The sequence below is a fragment of the Allobosea sp. 2RAB26 genome (assembly GCF_052115465.1).
GTDB lineage: Bacteria > Pseudomonadota > Alphaproteobacteria > Rhizobiales > Beijerinckiaceae > Allobosea.
Genome location: NZ_JBFRGS010000006.1, coordinates 41,305 through 58,531 on the forward strand (window position 1 = coordinate 41,305; position 17,227 = coordinate 58,531).

The 17,227-nt window shown below is 64.7% G+C and carries 17 protein-coding genes and 1 tRNA gene; 9 read left to right on the plus strand and 9 right to left on the minus strand.

What is annotated here, in order from left to right; translation table 11 throughout:
- Positions 1-13: 13 nt before the first annotated feature.
- From AB4118_RS12730 to fabI, 4 genes are read left to right on the plus strand one after another with little or no spacing between them, the layout of a single operon-like run.
- Positions 14-1,060 carry an HlyD family secretion protein gene (locus AB4118_RS12730; protein WP_441490077.1) on the plus strand — a complete coding sequence of 349 codons (1,047 nt, stop codon included), beginning with the start codon at positions 14-16 and terminating at the stop codon, positions 1,058-1,060.
- The gene (gene rbbA / locus AB4118_RS12735; RefSeq protein WP_441490078.1) at positions 1,060-3,798 is read left to right on the plus strand and encodes a ribosome-associated ATPase/putative transporter RbbA; all 2,739 of its coding nucleotides are present in this window, start codon (positions 1,060-1,062) and stop codon (positions 3,796-3,798) included. The genes AB4118_RS12730 and rbbA overlap by 1 nt, the downstream gene beginning before the upstream one ends.
- A gap of 1 nt (position 3,799) precedes the next feature.
- Complete coding sequence (locus AB4118_RS12740; RefSeq protein ID WP_441490079.1) at positions 3,800-4,984, plus strand: ABC transporter permease; 1,185 nt, start codon at positions 3,800-3,802, stop codon at positions 4,982-4,984.
- 4 nt (positions 4,985-4,988) lie between these two features.
- The gene (fabI, locus tag AB4118_RS12745; RefSeq protein WP_441490080.1) at positions 4,989-5,765 is read left to right on the plus strand and encodes an enoyl-ACP reductase FabI; all 777 of its coding nucleotides are present in this window, start codon (positions 4,989-4,991) and stop codon (positions 5,763-5,765) included.
- A gap of 227 nt (positions 5,766-5,992) precedes the next feature.
- Here fabI and AB4118_RS12750 read toward each other — a convergent pair whose 3' ends face one another.
- Complete coding sequence (locus AB4118_RS12750; protein ID WP_441490081.1) at positions 5,993-7,231, minus strand: MFS transporter; 1,239 nt, start codon at positions 7,229-7,231, stop codon at positions 5,993-5,995.
- Between the two features lie 197 nt (positions 7,232-7,428).
- The gene (locus AB4118_RS12755) at positions 7,429-7,587 is read right to left on the minus strand and encodes a hypothetical protein (RefSeq protein WP_441490082.1); all 159 of its coding nucleotides are present in this window, start codon (positions 7,585-7,587) and stop codon (positions 7,429-7,431) included.
- A 193-nt stretch (positions 7,588-7,780) separates the two neighbouring features.
- Between AB4118_RS12755 and AB4118_RS12760 the strand changes: the two genes are divergently transcribed.
- Entirely contained in the window at positions 7,781-9,031 is a 1,251-nt protein-coding gene (locus AB4118_RS12760) for an MgtC/SapB family protein (protein ID WP_441490083.1), read from the plus strand.
- Between the two features lie 76 nt (positions 9,032-9,107).
- Here AB4118_RS12760 and AB4118_RS12765 read toward each other — a convergent pair whose 3' ends face one another.
- Positions 9,108-9,521, minus strand: a complete 414-nt coding sequence (locus tag AB4118_RS12765) for a hypothetical protein (protein WP_441490084.1) — start codon at positions 9,519-9,521, stop codon at positions 9,108-9,110.
- A 295-nt stretch (positions 9,522-9,816) separates the two neighbouring features.
- Positions 9,817-10,014 (minus strand): hypothetical protein, encoded by a 198-nt coding sequence (locus tag AB4118_RS12770; RefSeq protein WP_441490085.1) that lies wholly within the window; start codon positions 10,012-10,014, stop codon positions 9,817-9,819.
- A 282-nt stretch (positions 10,015-10,296) separates the two neighbouring features.
- Here AB4118_RS12770 and AB4118_RS12775 point away from each other — a divergent pair, with 282 nt between their 5' ends.
- Positions 10,297-10,509, plus strand: a complete 213-nt coding sequence (locus tag AB4118_RS12775) for a hypothetical protein (RefSeq protein ID WP_441490086.1) — start codon at positions 10,297-10,299, stop codon at positions 10,507-10,509.
- A gap of 90 nt (positions 10,510-10,599) precedes the next feature.
- On the opposite strand, the gene AB4118_RS12780 is transcribed toward AB4118_RS12775, so the two are convergent.
- The gene (locus tag AB4118_RS12780; RefSeq protein WP_441490087.1) at positions 10,600-10,884 is read right to left on the minus strand and encodes a hypothetical protein; all 285 of its coding nucleotides are present in this window, start codon (positions 10,882-10,884) and stop codon (positions 10,600-10,602) included.
- Between the two features lie 582 nt (positions 10,885-11,466).
- Between AB4118_RS12780 and AB4118_RS12785 the strand changes: the two genes are divergently transcribed.
- A complete protein-coding gene (locus AB4118_RS12785; protein ID WP_441490088.1) occupies positions 11,467-11,856 on the plus strand; it encodes a hypothetical protein in 390 nt (129 codons plus the stop codon).
- 254 nt (positions 11,857-12,110) lie between these two features.
- Here the strand turns inward: AB4118_RS12785 and AB4118_RS12790 are convergent.
- From AB4118_RS12790 to AB4118_RS12805, 4 genes are all read right to left on the minus strand, one after another.
- A tRNA-Thr gene (locus tag AB4118_RS12790) sits at positions 12,111-12,186 on the minus strand.
- A 69-nt stretch (positions 12,187-12,255) separates the two neighbouring features.
- Positions 12,256-13,203, minus strand: coding sequence for a prephenate/arogenate dehydrogenase family protein (locus AB4118_RS12795; RefSeq protein WP_441490089.1), 948 nt, complete (start codon positions 13,201-13,203; stop codon positions 12,256-12,258).
- The gene (locus tag AB4118_RS12800; protein WP_441490090.1) at positions 13,203-14,309 is read right to left on the minus strand and encodes a pyridoxal phosphate-dependent aminotransferase; all 1,107 of its coding nucleotides are present in this window, start codon (positions 14,307-14,309) and stop codon (positions 13,203-13,205) included. Before AB4118_RS12800 ends, AB4118_RS12795 begins: the two co-directional genes overlap by 1 nt.
- Positions 14,310-14,344: 35 nt before the next feature.
- Positions 14,345-15,178, minus strand: a complete 834-nt coding sequence (locus AB4118_RS12805; RefSeq protein WP_441490091.1) for a chorismate mutase — start codon at positions 15,176-15,178, stop codon at positions 14,345-14,347.
- A 179-nt stretch (positions 15,179-15,357) separates the two neighbouring features.
- Here AB4118_RS12805 and metX point away from each other — a divergent pair, with 179 nt between their 5' ends.
- Together metX and metW are read left to right on the plus strand one after the other, a co-directional pair.
- Complete coding sequence (metX, locus tag AB4118_RS12810; protein WP_441490092.1) at positions 15,358-16,527, plus strand: homoserine O-acetyltransferase MetX; 1,170 nt, start codon at positions 15,358-15,360, stop codon at positions 16,525-16,527.
- 4 nt (positions 16,528-16,531) lie between these two features.
- Complete coding sequence (gene metW, locus AB4118_RS12815) at positions 16,532-17,155, plus strand: methionine biosynthesis protein MetW (RefSeq protein ID WP_441490093.1); 624 nt, start codon at positions 16,532-16,534, stop codon at positions 17,153-17,155.
- Positions 17,156-17,227 lie beyond the last annotated feature (72 nt).

A 17,227-nucleotide genomic window follows, 5' to 3' on the forward strand; every position in this document is an offset into this window, starting at 1 on the left:
TCGGAGAGTGATGATGATAGTGGTCCGTCTACCCGCAGCGACAGCCCTGGCGGTGGCGCTCCTGACCGTCGGCAGCGTGCTCGCCCCGGTCTCGCGCGACCTCTCGATCACGGCGCCAGCCCAGGCCCAGTCGAAGATCCAGGCGTTCCTCCAGCGCTTGCGCAGCGGCTCGATGCCCAGCGGGATTGCCAAGTCGAACGGCCGTATCGAGGCGACGCAGATCGATATCTCCGCCAAATATGCCGGCCGCCTGTCGCAGGTGCTCGTCAATGAGGGCGACGACGTCACCGCCGGGCAAGTGGTCGCGCGCATTTCGTCGCCGGAATACGAAGCCCAGCTTCGCGGCGCCCAATCCCAGGTTCTCAAGGCCAAGCATGGGCTGGCGGAAGCCAATGCGCTGATCGTCCAGCGCAAGAGCGAGATCACCCTCAGCCAGGCTGAGCTGGAGCGTGGCCAGCAGCTCGTCGACAAGGGCTATCTGACCAGGCAGACCTTCGACCAGCGCGTCGCCAAGGCAGATACCGCCAAGGCCGCGCTCGTCGCAGCCGAGGCCCAGCGCGACCAGGCGCAGTTCGCGATCAAGAGCGCCGAAGCCGAGGTCGACCGCATCGAGGCGGTTCTCGTCGACATGACGCTCGTCGCGCCCCGCAGCGGCCGGGTTCAGTACCAGCTCGCACGCGCGGGCGAGGTCGTCGGCGCAGGCGCGCGCATCCTGACGCTGCTCGATCTCAGCGATGTCTACATGACGATCTATCTCCCGGCCGCACAGGCCGGGCTGCTCGCCCTTGGCGACGAGGCCCGGATCACCGTCGATCCGCTGCCCCAATATGTCATCCCGGCCAATGTCGGCTTCGTCGCGGCGGACGCCCAGTTCACGCCGAAGAGCGTCGAGACGGCCGACGAGCGGGAGAAGCTGATGTTCCGCGTCAAGCTGCAGATCGATCCGCGCGTCCTGAAGAAATATCACCGCCAGGCCAAGACAGGGGTGCGCGGCATGGGCTTCGTCCGGACCAGCCCGTCGATCCAGTGGCCCGAAGATCTCACCGTGAAGCTCCCCTGATGAACGACGGCGTCATTGCCAAGGTCGAGCATGTCTCGCACCGGTACGGCAAAACGGTTGCGCTCGACGATGTCTCGATCGACTTCCCCTCCCGCCGCATGGTGGGGGTGATCGGTCCCGACGGCGTCGGCAAATCTGCGTTGCTCGCCCTGATTGCCGGCGTCAGGGAAATCCAGACCGGACATGTCACGGTCTTCGGTGGCGACATGGCCGACAAGGCCCATCGCGAGAAGCAGGGCGCCCGCATCGCCTATATGCCGCAGGGCCTAGGCCGCAATCTCTATCCGACGCTGAGCGTCTTCGAGAATATCGACTTCCATGGCCGGCTCTTCGGCCAGGGCGCAGCTGAGCGCAGGCGGCGGATCGACGAATTGCTGAAGGCGACGGGTCTCGACCCGTTCGAAGGCCGCCCGGCCGGCAAGCTGTCGGGTGGCATGAAGCAGAAGCTCAGCCTGTGCTGCGCCCTGATCCACGACCCGGACCTCCTCATCCTCGACGAGCCGACCACCGGTGTCGACCCGCTTTCGCGCGGCCAGTTCTGGGACCTGATCAACACCATCCGTGGCCGGCGGCCGCAAATGAGCGTGATCGTCGCCACCGCCTATATGGACGAGGCCGAACGCTTCGACTGGCTGGCCGCCATGGATGACGGCAAGGTGATCGCCTCCGGGCCGATCTCCGAGATCCTTGAAAAGACGGGACAGAAATCCCTGGAAGCCGCCTTCATCGCGCTGCTGCCAGAGGCAAAGCGGGCGCAGCACCAGGAGGTCATCGTACGCCCGCGCCCGGCCAGCGACAGCGCCGTGCCGGCGATCGAGGCCGAGGGATTGACCCGACGCTTCGGCGATTTCACGGCCGTCGACCATGTCAGCTTCCGGATCGAGCGCGGCGAGATCTTCGGCTTCCTCGGCTCGAACGGCTGCGGCAAATCGACGACGATGAAGATGCTCACCGGCCTGCTGCCGGCGACCGAGGGCTGGGCCAAGCTGTTCGGCAAGCCGATGGGCTCCAACGACATGGAGACGCGCCGGAATGTCGGCTACATGTCGCAGGCATTCTCGCTCTATACCGAACTCACGGTCCGGCAGAATCTCGAACTCCACGCAAAGCTCTATCACCTGCCGAACGATGAGATCGAAGGTCGCATCGCGGAGCTGCTCGCGCGCTTCGACCTCAGGGATGTGGTGGACTCGCGGCCCGACAGCCTGCCCCTCGGCATCAAGCAGCGCCTGCAGCTTGCGGTCGCCGTGCTCCATCGGCCGGCCATGCTCATTCTCGATGAGCCGACCTCCGGCGTCGACCCGATCGCGCGCGACGCCTTCTGGCGCACGCTGATCGATCTCTCGCGCGATGACGGCGTGACGATTTTCCTCTCGACGCATTTCATGAACGAGGCCGAGCGCTGCGACCGCATCTCCCTGATGCATGCCGGCAAGGTGCTCGCAGTCGGCACACCGGAGGAACTGGTCAGGGAACGTGGAAGCTCCTCGCTGGAGGACACCTTCGTCGACTATCTCGCCGAGGCCGCAGGGATCGATCGCGAAGCGAAACCGGAGGCGCCTGACCCGAACGCGGTACTCCCGCCGCCGGAACCCATCCGGCCCCCGCGCCGCTTCGACCCGAAGCGGCTCTGGGCCTATTCGCGGCGCGAGACGATGGAGCTGCTGCGCGATCCGATCCGGCTTGCCTTCGCCTTCCTGGGCCCGCTCGTCCTGATGATCGCCTTCGGCTTCGGCATTTCCTTTGATGTCGAGAACCTGCGCTTCTCGGCGCTCGACCAGGACAATACCCCCGAAAGCCGCCAGCTGATCGAGGCCTTTTCCGGCTCGCGCTATTTCGACGAGCGTGCGCCGATCAGGACGGCCGAAGAGCTCGACCAGCGGCTGAGGAACGGCGAGTTGCAGCTCGCGATCGAGATCCCGCCCGGCTTCGGGCGCGACCTGCAATCCGGCAGGAAGCCGGAGGTCGCGGTCTGGCTCGACGGCGCCATGCCGTTCCGCGCCGAGACGACGAAGGGCTACGTCACCGGGCTTGCCGCGCAATACGCCAAGGAATGGCTTGCCCAGAACAGTGCCGGCACGAGCGCGGCCAGTCTCGTCAATGTCGAGACCCGTTTCCGCTACAATCAGGCCTTCAAGAGCGTCAATGCGATGGTGCCGAGCGTGATCATGCTGATGCTGATCCTGATCCCGGCCATCATGTCCGCCATTGCGGTGGTGAGGGAGAAGGAGACCGGCTCGATCGCCAATTTCCAGTCGACGCCGATCACCAAGTTCGAGTTCCTGTTCGGCAAGCAGCTGCCCTATATCGCGATCGCGATGATCAGCTTCGTGCTGCTGGTGCTGCTTGCGATCATCCTCTTCGGGGTGCCGATCAAGGGCTCGATTGCGATGCTGGTGCTCGGCACCCTGCTCTACGTGATCGCGACGACGGGCTTCGGCCAGTTGATCTCGACCTTCACTAGGACACAGGTCTCTGCCGTCTTCGCCACCGCGATCCTGTCGATCATACCGGCGGTGAACTTCTCGGGCCTGCTCGTTCCGGTCGCCTCGCTGTCCGGCGGAGCACGGATGATCGGGCTCGGCTTCCCGACGGCCTGGTATCAGCCGGTCAGCGTCGGCGCCTTCACAAAGGGCCTGGGTTTCGACGACCTGTCGTTCAACCTCATCATGCTCGCTGGCTTCGCAGTCCTTTTCCTCGTCGTCTCGCAGCTTCTCCTGCGCAAACAGGAGCTCTGAGATGTCGCCGGAGAGAACCAGCGCCACGACGGAACCAGCGCAGCAAGGGCCAACGGGCCTTCGGCTGCATCTGGCCAATATCTACCAGCTCGTCATCAAGGAACTGCGCAGCATCCGGGCTGACCCGGTCATGCTCATCCTCGTGGTCTATGCTTTCAGCATCGCCGTCTACACGGTGGCGACCGGTGCCTCGACCGAGGCGAAGAACCTGACCGTCGGCATTGTCGACGAGGACCGCTCCGATCTCTCGCGCCAGATCCAGAACGCACTGAACCCACCGCTGTTCAAGAGCGCGGTGACGATCAGCGCACGCGACATCGACGAGGAGATGGATCACGGCCGGCTGGTCTTCGTGCTGGAGATCCCGCCCTCCTTCCAGGCCGATCTTCTCTCCGGCCGGCGGGCATCCGTGCAGCTCAATGTCGATGCCACCGCGATGACCCAGGCCGGAAACGGCTCGGTCTATATCCAGTCGATCATCGCGCAGGAGGTGACGAATTTCCTGGCCGGCCGGGAAACCGTGACCAGCGCCCCCATCAATGTCGTCATCCGCTCCAAGTTCAATCCGAACCTGAATTCGGCCTGGTTCACCTCGGTGATGCAGGTGATCAACAATGTCACGTTGCTGACAGTGATCCTGACCGGCGCGGCGCTGATCCGCGAACGCGAACAGGGCACGGTCGAGCATCTGCTGGTGATGCCGGTCGTGCCGGCCGAGATCATGCTGGCGAAGATCATCGCCAACGGGCTCGTCATCCTGGTCGCTGCCGGACTGTCGCTCGCGGTCGTCGTGCAATGGTGGCTGCAGGTGCCGATCGCCGGCTCGCTGACGCTCTTCCTGGCGGGTGCGGCGCTCTACGCCTTCACGGTCGCGGCGCTCGGCATCATGCTCGGCACGCTCGCCACCTCGATGGGCCAGTTCGGGCTGCTCGCCATTCCGATTCTGGTGATCATGCAGCTCCTGTCGGGTTCCAGCACGCCGATGGAGAGCATGCCCGTCTGGCTGCAATATGTGATGCAGATCATCAGTCCGACACCGCATTTCGTGGCGTTCTCGCAGGCCGTGCTCTATCGCGGCGCGGGCCTCTCCGTGGTCTGGCTGCAGCTCGTCGCGCTCGTCGTCATCGGCAGTGTATATTTCACCTATGCGCTCAGCCGTTTCCGCCGCGTGATCTTCGGAGACTAGTCAGATGGGCACGATCGACGACATCGTCCGCGGCAAGAAGGGCCTGATCGTCGGCATCGCCAACGAGGACAGCATCGCCTTCGGCTGCGGCAGGGTCCTGCACCGGCTCGGCGCGGAGCTGGCCATAACCTATCTCAACGCCAAGGCCGAGAAATGGGTGCGCCCGCTCGCAGAGGAACTCAGCAGCCCGATCATCATGCCGCTCGATGTCGAGATGCCCGGGCAGCTCGACGCCGTGTTCGAGGAAATCACCAGGCGCTGGGGCAAGCTCGACTTCGTCATCCACTCGATCGCGTTTGCGCCGCGCGACGACCTGCATGGCCGGGTCGTCGATGTGACGCGGGACGGCTTCGAGCAGGCGATGCGCGTCTCCTGCTATTCGCTGATCGAAATGGCCCGCAAGGCCGAGCCGCTGATGAGCGCGGGCGGCGCGATCCTGACCATGAGCTATTACGGCGCCGAGAAGGTGCTCGACAATTACAACATCATGGGACCGGTGAAGGCCGCGCTCGAGAGCACGACCCGCTATCTCGCCCATGAACTCGGCCAGAAGGGCATCCGCCTGCACGCGCTCTCGCCCGGCCCGTTGAAGACACGCGCCGCCGGCGGCATTGCCGGTTTCGACGAGCTTCTGTCCCAAGCCGCGGCGCGGGCTCCGCAAGGGCGCGTCGTCACCATCGACGAGGTCGGGCAGGTCGCCGCTTTCCTGATCAGCGATGCCGCCACCGGCATGACCGGAAACACGATCTATGTCGATGCCGGCTATCACATCATGGGTTAGGTCATCGGACCGGACATCGTATCCCGGCGGGTGATCTTCTGGGTTTGCATCGGCCCTCCCGAAAACCGTAATCCACTTTTCGGGCCGATGATTCTCTGTGCTTGCATCGGCTTTCCCGAAAACCGTAATCCACTTTTCAGGCCGATGATTCTCTGTGCTTGCATCGGCTTTCCCGAAAACCGTAATCCACTTTTCGGGCCGATGCCTGAGGCTGCCCGCCGCACGCTTCAGGCGGGGACAGCGCGCGGCGTTCCGTCCGGATCCGTCGCTTCCGGCTCCTGCGAGATCGGTGCCGTCAATGGGTCGATGATCTCGAAGGGACGCTCGACCCGGACAGGCGGCGCCTTGACGAGCACGCGCAGGCCGGAGACCGCGGCGAGCAGGATGGTCGCGGCCGCCATGAAATAGAGCAGCCCGCCAATATCGAAGCGCGACATGACGGCGGCGCCGAGCATCGGCCCCAGCGCCGAGCCGAAGCCGCTGACCAGGATCAACCTGCCGCTGACGGCAACGACGCGATCTGAGGGCATGCGATCGAGCGCATGGGCGACGCAGACCGGATAGAGCGTCGACATGAAGCCGCCGAGCACCGCCGCCACGGGCAGCACCGCTGCAAGCTTGGGGGGCAGCATGACCAGCAGCAGCGCCGCCGCCGCAAAGCCGAGCGCGAGGCCGGCCAGAACCAGCCGGCGGTCGCCACGATCAGACAGGCGCCCAACCGGAACCTGAAGCGCCAGACCGCCCAGCACCGCGACCAGCATGAAGAGCGCGATCGTCTGCTGCGGCACGCCATTGCTCAGCATCCAGGCCGGTACGAGCGCGTAGAAGGCGCTGCTGATCATGCCACTGATGACGCAGCCGACCACGGCCACCGGCGCCTGCCGGGTCAACTCGCCATAGCGCAGCGTCGCCTCCGGTGCGATCCCCGGCGCCTCGGCGCGCGTCGTGCTGACCATCACCAGGGCAAGTGCAAAGAGCACGGCGATGATGTTGAAGGGCGTCATGGAGTGAATGGCGAGTTTGCCGATCAGCAACTGGCCGAGCGCCAGCGCCAGGAACGTGCCGACCATGTAGATCGAGAACACCCGCCCGCGCTGATCCGCCTGCGCCTTGGCGTTCAGCCAGCTCTCCGTGGTGATGAACAGGCCGACGCAGCCCATGCCGATGGCGCCGCGGCAGGCGATCCAGGCCCATGGCGAGACAAGGAGCGGCATCGCGGCCGTCGCAACCACCACCATGCCCGCGAATGCGGCATAGGCGCGGATATGGCCGATGCGCTGGATCACCTGCCCGGACCCGACTGCCCCGATGGTGAAGCCGATGAAATAGGCGCTGAGCACGACGCCGTTCAGCGTGGAACCGAAATCCTCGATCGTCAGTCGCAGGGACAGGAAGGTGTTGAAGAAGCCGTTCGCGAGCTGAATGAGGCTCGTCGCGGCGATGAGAGTTCCGATCTGCACGAGCATCGGCCAGACTCCTTTCGCTAGCGGCCGAGAGATGCCGGCCAGAGTGTCGCGCGCCCGCAGGAATGCGACGTCCGCCCCGGAGATTCTTCGGGCGGTCCAGGGTGGCTAGCGTGAGAATGTGGGCTGAGTGCGTCGCAACATGGACTCGGGTGCCTGCCAGTTCGCGACGGGCGAGCAGCAGAACCGTCCGCTGGATGTCAGTCGTCCTGCCTCAGCTCCCAGGCGAGCATGGCATCATGGATCGCGTCGAGTTCCTCGTCCTTCGCCCGGCAATCCGGCCTGGTGCGCAGTTCCTCGAGGCGCTCGCAAGCGCAGGCGTAGTCCTCTTCCGAGTAGATAATGACCAGCCGATTCATGACCAACTCACCAACCATAAGACGGGCCAGGCCGCCCGCGATGACGACATGGGCTGGTCTAAAGACCGCCTGAATGACCTGCAGATGACAGCCGCGGGTGCCACATGGGATGCGCCCTGGGCGCTATCCGAACCGGCCGCTTCCGATATGCTCGTCGAACGATCGCCACGCCCGAGCCAAGCCGCAGACCGATATGGATGAACACGCCCTCCTGAGCCGCCTCGCCGTTTCCCTCGCCATCGGGCTCGTGGTCGGTCTCGAACGTGGCTGGCGCACGCGTGACGAGGATGACCACCAGCGCGCCGCGGGCCTGCGCACCTTCGCGCTGTCCGGGCTGCTCGGCGGCGTGACCGGAGCCATCGGCCAGCAGCTCGGGGGCATCGCGATCGGCCTGGTCTTTCTCGGATACAGTGCGGCTTTCGGCGCCTTCCACTGGCTGGAGGCGCGCGCCGAGCAGAATGTCAGTGCGACCTCAGTCATCGCCGGGATGCTGACCTTCATGCTGGGCGCGCTCGCCGTGGTGGGCGATCTCACTGCGGCGATTGCAGGCGCAGTCGCGATGACCTTGCTGCTGGCGTTGCGCGAACAGCTGCACCGGTGGGTGGCCTCGCTGAGCTGGCAGGAAATCCGCTCGGTCCTGACCCTGCTCGCGATGTCGTTCCTGTTGCTTCCGATTTTGCCGAACCGGCCGATCGACCCATGGGGATCGATCAATCCCTATTCGATCTGGCTGCTCGCCATCCTGATCGCGGCCGTGTCCTTCGGAGGCTATGTCGCGGTCCGGATCTTTGGCGACCGCCTTGGCGTGATCATGGCGGCGATCGCCGGCGGCCTCGCCTCCTCCACCGCGACAACGCTGACCCTGGCCGGGCTCGCGCGCCAGCATTCTGATTCCGGCCGTCTGCTCAGCGCCGGCATCCTCATCGCCGGGGTGGTGATGGTCCTGCGCGTCGCCGTGGTTGCCATGGCACTGAACCCGGTCCTGATCCCGCTCCTTGCACTGCCCCTTGCCTGCGCCGGCGGCGTCCTGGCGGCAGGCGCCGGCATCATGCTGATCAACACTGGCGGCTCCTCCGAGCGCCCGGAGCTGAAGATCTCGAATCCACTGGAACTCGGCTCCGCTCTGAAGATGGCCGCGTTCATCGCGGTGGTGATGCTTGCCGCACGCCTGCTGCAGCAGCATTTCGGCGATGCGGGCGTGCTCGCCACAGCCGCCCTGTCCGGCATTGCGGATGTCGATGCGGTCGTGATCTCGATGTCGCGCATGGCGCTCGGCGTCATTGACCCGACGCTCGCGGGCCATGCGATCCTGCTCGCGACAGGCGTCAACACGTTGGTCAAGGCCGGGCTCGCCGCCTCCACGGGCGGCATGGCGCTTGGCCTGCGGGTCGGCTGCGTAAGCGGCCTCGCCGTCGCGGCAGGGCTTCTGGCGGCGTTTCGATAGGCCGCGCCTTCCAACAGGGCGCGGCGCGCAGTTGGTTCGGGCTCCCGTCGGGCCCAACGGCCTCCGTTCGGCAGCCTCACGGCACGACATGGCCCCGCGCGCGTTTGCCATTGGACAATCGGCATGAGCACCCGGACCTGACAGGCGCCGCGCCCTTCAGCACGCAGATCCGGCTCGATGTCTGGCAGTGCCGGCCGGTCGTTCTGACCGCTCGGCGATCGACCATGCCATATCCGGCCCCGATGCCGGCGTTGCCCAGCGGCTGCGTGCCTCCATAGCCGATCGGCGGGCCTGCGCCCGGGATCCCGCCGCCACTCGAATGCAATCGGATATCCGGCACACTGTCGCTGAGCGAGGGGGGCCCAAGACCTTGCCTGGGGCCACCGGGTGTGAGCGGCGCGTTCCCTGGCGTGCCGATCTGCGCCCCGGCCGGCGCTGCCAGAACCAGGGAGAGCATGAAGGACAAAGCTGCGGTGAACCTGCGCGTCATGGTGAGGCCTCCCGGAACAACCAGCACTTGCACGGCTTGGAAGGCCTGCGTCGTCGCAGCCCTCGGCGCTCTTGTCGAGATCACACCTGTTGCAGGCCCGTGTCGAGTCGCGAGTCGGCGCCTCCGGTGGCTGCCGCTCGTCATTGACCGAGGCTGCGATCGACCTGTGAACGCGGCGGGCGAGCGGGCTGACGCGGCATGACACCGTCAAGCGGCCCAGGCGATATCCGCCAACGTCGGGGCTCGGGGACTGCCCCGGGGCAAGCAGTACGACTGCCCGAGGTCGGGCCGTGAGCTATCGGGAGCGAGCCCCGGGGGCCTGTGCGTGTTGGCTACCGAGTTGAACGACAATCAGATCCAGCCTGCCGTCGGGAGCGATGCGGATCACGCTGCCGTCTTCGTTCAGGATATAGGCTGACAGGCCTGCCTTCTGCGCGCGTTCGACCTCCCTGCGCCGGAACTGCTCAAGCTTCTCGTCACAGGTGGGGCTCATGGTGCGCTCCGACATTCGTCAGTGCGTGAAAGACTACGCATTCCGGCCGGTCGAATATGTGAGGCACCTCACTTAGCGTGACGCAGGGATGCCCGAGTGGGAATGCTGGGTCCGGGACGGCATGCCCAAGCGACGTTCCGCCGTCGTCGGACACGGCTCTCGCCATGCCAAATTGTGACGCCGATCTTCATCAGCTGGCTGGCACCAACGCCCGGCGTTTTCGTCGAGCGGCCGCATTGCCGTATAGCTCTGCTCATCGAATCGCCATTGACGGAAGAGATCATGCCTAAGCTCTGCAAGTTCACTTCGCCCTCCGATGGGAAGCCCGTCTACGTCAATCCCGCGCAGGTCAGCGTGGTCTACACGTTCAAGGGCAACCCGCCGGACACCATCATCGGCTTCCGCAAGGACTTCATGCTCGGCGTGAAGGAGAGCCTGGAAGAGGTGGTCGAGATTCTCGACAAGGCGACGGCCGAGGAGACGGCTGGCAGCTAGACCTGCGAAGTATGGGGCTGCCGGGTCGCTCGGGCCGTTCCGGCTCGCGCGGGAGCGTCCCGGCCTTGCTCCCGATTGACCTTATCCTGGTCAGGACAGCCGCCTGTCGCGGATGTCGAAAATGCGCTCGCATATCCCGAGATGTTCGGCGAGCAGCGTCTGCAGAGGCGTCAGCGGCCGGAAAGCGCGCATGTCCTGCTCGAAATCGACCTCCTCGGCCCAAGCCGCGATCGCCTCATCGGCAACGAGCAATTGCTCCTCGGTCGGGGCCCCGCCGTGGGGTTGGCCCCTCTCTTCCGCGAGGCTCAGCGCGATCGTCTGCCGCAGCTCCTGCTCCAACCGAATGAGCGGCTCGAGTTCATCGACATAGGACATGAAATCTCCTCCTGCAGGCGCAGCGAGCACTCGCTGCTGATCGGATCGTGTGTGAGCCATTCAGGCAGCTCGCGAGTAGGTACCTTCCGCCTGCCACACACCCATATCGTTCAGCGCCTAGAGCCTGACAGCATGGCATTTGCGAGCGGGAAGCCGACTTGCCCGCATTGCTACCGGACATATGCAGAGCAGGCCGCCACTCGGAAGTGATGCTTCGCGATTCGTGATCAGCAGCATAAGACCGAGGAAACGCTCGGCTCTTTGCCCCAGATTGGCCCTACGGCTGATCCGGAATGCTTGTGAAACCAAGCTAAACAATGGTGCGCAGGAGGGAACCGTAAGAAACCTATTTGGTATTAAAATTTAAAATATTTTTCTAATTCAAGTATCCATGAGGCCAACGATAAGGCCAACAATCAAAAACGCTGCGGCGCTCCAAGTGAGCTTTCTACAGGCGGAAGCGTTTTGAAGCAAGTCTGGCGATACGCCCCTCACGGCGCTTGCCCAACGTCTAGCAAAAATGGGCGCGAATGCTATCTTCGCGCCGGGATGACGCAAGAGACTCGACGGCAGGTGGTCACGATGAAACAGGCATTGTTAGCGGCAGTTGCCGTCATTGGCATCAGTGGTACAGCCACCGCCCAAAATTGCCCCTATGATTCCCGGTGCATCAACAATCCGTATGGAGCCGGTAACCCGTACAATCCGGACAGCTTGAACAACCCCTATGGCCGCTACGGCTCGCCTTACAGCAACGAGTCAGCAAAGAACCCTTACGCAACAAACGCGCCGAAGCTCTATGACCAAGACGGTAACTATCGAGGTCGCCTCAGCGCGAATCCATACGATCCAGACAGCACGAGCAATCCTTACGGACGATACGGCAGCCCGTATTCGTCTGACAGCATCAACAACCCCTACGGGGCAGGAAATCCGTATGGCCGACCGCTAACCGTTGTGCCCCAGAACTGACTACTTGGCTTATTGGCCGCAAAAAATTGGTTCGAGCCTAGGAGCCGTGGGCGCTTGGTCTCGAGCGGCGGCCTGCACTGTGAACTGATGGGGTGGATCCCCCCTCCGGCTGGCACCGTAAGGTGCCAGCGAGCGCCATCAAGGCGCGTTCGAAGGAGGAGCCGTGGCGATCGATCTCGCCAAGCGAATCTTCCAAGTCTGCGCGACTTCAGGCCGGAATTATCTAGGAAAATCAGCAACCTCAAGGGGTTGGATGGTGCCGCAAGAGGGATTCGAACCCCCGACCCCCTCATTACGAATGAGGTGCTCTACCAGCTGAGCTATTGCGGCGACGGGTGGGGCTCTACCAGCCCTGCCCAATCTTGGCAAGACGAACGGAGCAGAACATGCCCCGTCTTCTCACGATTTGCGCAGCTTTTCCGTTTCGGGCTTTTCCTGGCCGAGCGCGACGATGCCACGGCGGATGGCGCGGGTGCGGGTGAAATGCTTGTGCAGGGTCTCGCCATCGCCGAAGCGAATGGCGCGGGTCAGCACCGAAAGGTCTTCGCTGAAGCGCCCCAGCATCTCCAGAACCGCTTCCTTGTTGTGCAGGAAGACGTCGCGCCACATCGTCGGGTCGGATGCCGCGATGCGGGTGAAATCGCGAAAGCCGCCGGCCGAGAACTTGATCACCTCGGACTGGGTCACCGCCTCGAGATCCTCGGCCGTGCCGACGATATTGTAGGCGATCAGGTGCGGCAGATGGCTGGTGACGGCAAGCACGAGATCATGATGCTGCGCGCTCATCACCTCGACCAGGGCGCCCATGCCCTCCCAGAAATGCCGGGTGCGCGAAACCGCACCGTCATCGCTGCCGTCCGGCGGAGTGAGGATGCACCAGCGATTCAGGAAGAGGCTGGCAAAGCCCGCATCCGGGCCGGAATTCTCTGTGCCCGCAACCGGATGGGCCGGGACGAAATGCACGCCCGCTGGCAGATGCGGCGCGACAGCCTCGACCACCGCGTTCTTGACCGAGCCGACATCCGAGACGATCGCGCCCTGCTTCAGGGCAGACGCGATCTCGCCTGCGACCGCACCGCAGGCGCCGACGGGCACGCAGAGAATGACCAGATCGGCATCGGCCACGGCGGCCTGCACGGTCTCCGCCACCTCATGGCCGAGATCGAGCTCGCGGGCGCGGGCCCGCACGCCCTCGTCCCGGTCGCTCAGGATGATACGGCCGGCCAGATTGAGATCCTTGGCCGCATGGGCGATCGACGAGCCGATCAGCCCGATGCCGATGATCGCGACGCAGCCGAAGATCGGCTCTTCGCGCCGCGGGGCGAAACTCTCGGTCGGCCCCGACATCACTTGCCGGCCAGGAAGTCGCCAAGCGCCGCAACGACGAGGCGGTTCGCCTCCTCGGAGCCGATCGTCATGCGCAACGCGTCCGGCAGGCCATAGGCCGCGACGCTGCGCAGGATCAGTCCGCGCTGGCTCAGGAAGGCGTCAGCCTCCTTCGCCGTCTTGCCGGAGGTTTTTGGGAAATGGATCAGGATGAAGTTGCCGACCGACGGCGTGACGGTCAGGCCGAGCTTTTCCACCTCGGCCGTCGTCCAGGCGAGCCAAGTCTCGTTGTGCTGGAGCGCGGCCGCGACATGGGCTTCGTCGGCGATCGCAGCGGTGCCGGCCTCGATCGCCGCGCCGTTGACGTTGAACGGGCCGCGGACGCGGTTGAGCGCATCGATGACATGGGCAGGCCCGTAGAGCCAGCCGAGCCGCAGATTGGCGAGGCCGTAGATCTTCGAGAAGGTGCGCGCCATCACGACGTTCTCGTTGGTCGCCACCAGTTCGAGCCCCGACGCATAGTCGTTGCGACGGACATATTCGGCGTAGGCGGCGTCGAGCACCAGCAGCACATCGGAGGGCAGGCCGGCATGCAGGCGCTTGACCTCCTCGAAGGGCAGGTAGGTGCCGGTGGGGTTGTTGGGATTGGCGAGGAAGACGATCTTCGTCCGGGGCGTCACCGCCTTCAGGACCGCGTCGACATCGGCAGTGAGATTGGTCTCGGGCACGACCACGGGCTTGCCGCCGGCCGCCAGGATGGCGATGCGGTAGACGAGGAAGCCGTGCTCGGTGAAGATGCCCTCGTCATCGTCGCCGAGATAGGTCTTGGTGACGAGCTGCAGCAATTCGTCGGACCCCGAGCCGCACACGAGGCGTGCTGGGTCGAGACCGTAGCGCGACGCGATCGCCTCACGCAGCTTGGTGGCCGAGCCGTCCGGATAGAGCTCGAGCTTGCCCTTGAGGCTGTCGAAGGCGGCGATTGCCTTCGGGCTCGGGCCGAGCGGGGTCTCGTTCGAGGAAAGCTTATGCAGCTTCACCCCCGCCGGAGCCGTGGACTTGCCGGGCACATAGGCCTCGATATCGAGGACACCGGGACGCGGAACAGGGCGGGAAGCAGGCGTGGCCATGGCTTGTGGACCTTGTCAGGGGAATGAGATGGAGATCAGCGGACTGGCTTGACGGCAAAACGGGCGGCGTGGCTGCCGATTTCTGCGAACTCGCTGAGGCCGGCAGGTTCGAGCGCGGCACGGATCGCGCTCTGCTCGACTTCTCCCGAAGCAGCGACCAGCAGCGAAAGATGCGAACCGTCGGCGGCGCTCGCCGAGACCTCGGCGAGATGCTGGGCGAGCCCTGCACGCAGCGTCTCCGACCAGCGTTCCACCCTGGCGGCATAGAGCACGATCTCGCGCACGGCCGCATCCGCAAGCGGCTTGGCGATGCAGTAGACCGGCGTGCCCGCGGGATGGTCAGGCCGCTCGATGAAGGGCAGGCGCGCGATGATCTTTGGCCGCTCCGGGCCGATGAGATCGCGCCACCAGACACCGGCGCTGGCGCCGAGATCCATCCGGAAGATGCCGAGATCGCCAGCGGATTCGGCAACGGCAGCGATCACCGCACGCGCATGCTCATGGGTAACGAAGGGCACGGTGAAGCCGAAATGGAACCGCGCGGAATCGCGCATCGCCGCATCGCCACCCGAGACATCGGCATGGACGGCGTAATTCGCCTGAACATAGGTGAAGGTCGCGATGATGATGCGCCAGATGCCCTCGACGGTGTCGAGTGGCAGCAGGCCCTTATGACGCAGCGCCAGGCGCTTCATCATATCGGCCTCGCGGCCGGGCCGGAACGCCGAACCCGACACCTGCGTCTTCTTCACGGCGATCAGCGTTTCGATGATCTGCGAGCGCTCCATCAAGAGCGCGTGCATCTCGCTGTCGATACGGTCGATCTCGCCGCGCAGATCGGCAAGGGTGGTCGGAGCAATTTCGGTCATGGCGTGATCTTGGCGCGTGAGGCGACGGACGCGCGTCTCTTAGACCTCAAGCCGGCGCTTAGCAAAGCCAGCTTCGCGCGGGGCCGCGTTGACAGCGCGCCTGCGGCACGCCATCGGTAAGTTCGATCTTTCGAACGAGCCGACCGGCAAGACAAATCAGCCTGTCAAAGCGGACGACTATGCACGACGAAATCCAGAGCCTTGCGGACCCGCTGAAGGAAGCGAACGAGCCCTCCAGTCCTGTTGTCCGGTTCGACGCGGCCACGCCACTGGTGATGGATTGCGGCGTAGTGCTCGACAGCTGGCAGATCGCCTACCAGACCTATGGCGAACTCAATGCGGCCAAGTCGAATGCCGTCCTCGTCTGTCATGCACTGACCGGCGACCAGCATGTCGCCAGCCGGAACCCGATCACCGGCAAGGGCGGTTGGTGGACGGCGATGATCGGCCCCGGCAAACCGATCGATACCGACCGCTTCTTCGTGATCTGCGCCAATGTCGTCGGCGGCTGCACCGGTACGACGGGACCGGCCTCGACCAACCCGGACACCGGCAAGCCCTGGGGCCTCGGCTTTCCGATGGTGACGATTCGCGACATGGTGCGGGCTCAGGCGCATCTGGTCGATGCGCTCGGCATCGAGTCGCTGTTCTGCGTCGCCGGCGGCTCGATGGGCGGCATGCAGGTGCTGGAATGGGCAGCGAGCTATCCCGCACGCGTCTTCTCGGCGCTGCCGCTTGCGACCTCCGCCAAGCACTCGGCCCAGAACATCGCTTTCCACGAAGTCGGCCGCCAGGCGGTGATGGCCGATCCTGACTGGCGCGGCGGGCGCTATCTCGAAGAAGGCACGCGTCCGTCCAAAGGCCTCTCCGTGGCGCGCATGGGTGCGCATATCACCTATCTGTCGGAACCCGCTCTGCACCGGAAATTCGGTCGCAAGCTGCAGGATCGCGAGGCGCCGACCTTCTCGTTCGATGCCGATTTCCAGGTCGAAAGCTACCTGCGGCACCAGGGCCTGAGCTTCGTCGAACGCTTCGACGCCAATTCCTATCTCTATGTGACGCGCGCGATGGATTATTTCGACATCGCCGCCGATCATGACGGCGTGCTCGCCAAGGCCTTCGCGGGCACGAAGACGCGCTTCTGCGTCGCCTCCTTCACCTCGGACTGGTTGTTTCCGACCGCGGATTCACGTGCCGTCGTTCATGCGCTCAATGCTGCCGGCGCTTCGGTCTCCTTCGTCGAGCTTGAAAGCGACAAGGGCCACGACGCCTTCCTGCTGGAGGAACCGAACCTGTTTGCGACCACCCGCGGCTTCATCAATGCGGCAGCTCGGGCAAGAGGGTTGTGAGGCCATGGCGCTGAGCGAGACCTATACCAATCGCATCGACCTCAAGCTCGTCGCCGAGATGGTGACGCCGGGCACGCGCGTGCTCGATGTCGGCTGCGGCGACGGCGCATTGCTGGCCCTGCTGGCCGAGACGCGCCAGGTCGACGCACGCGGCATCGAACTGTCTCGCGAGGGTGTCGCGGGCTGCGTCGCGCGGGGGCTGTCGGTGATCCAGGGCGACGCCGATACCGACCTCGCCGACTATCCCGATGATTCCTTCGACTACGTCATCCTCTCCCAGACGATCCAGGCGACGCGCAATCCGCGCCTGGTTCTGGAGCACATGCTGCGCATCGGCCGTCGCGCCATCATCTCCTTCCCGAATTTCGGGCATTGGCGCATGCGCAGCCAGATCTTCTTCCGCGGCCAGATGCCGGTGACCGATGCCCTGCCCTATTCCTGGTGGGACACCCCGAACATCCATTTCTGCACGATCCGCGACTTCGTCACCCTGTGCGATGTCGTCGGCGCACAGAAGGAGCGCGCCGTCGCGCTCGATGCGGCGGGCGGCAAGGTTGGCGTCAGCGCACCCTGGTGGTTCTGGAACCTGTTCGGCGCGCAGGCGGTGTTCCTGCTGAAGCGAGGCTGAGCCCTCCCGCTCCCGAGACCGAGTGCCGGACGAAGCGTCGGCGGATCGGCGCAGCGCAGCCCTAAAACGAGA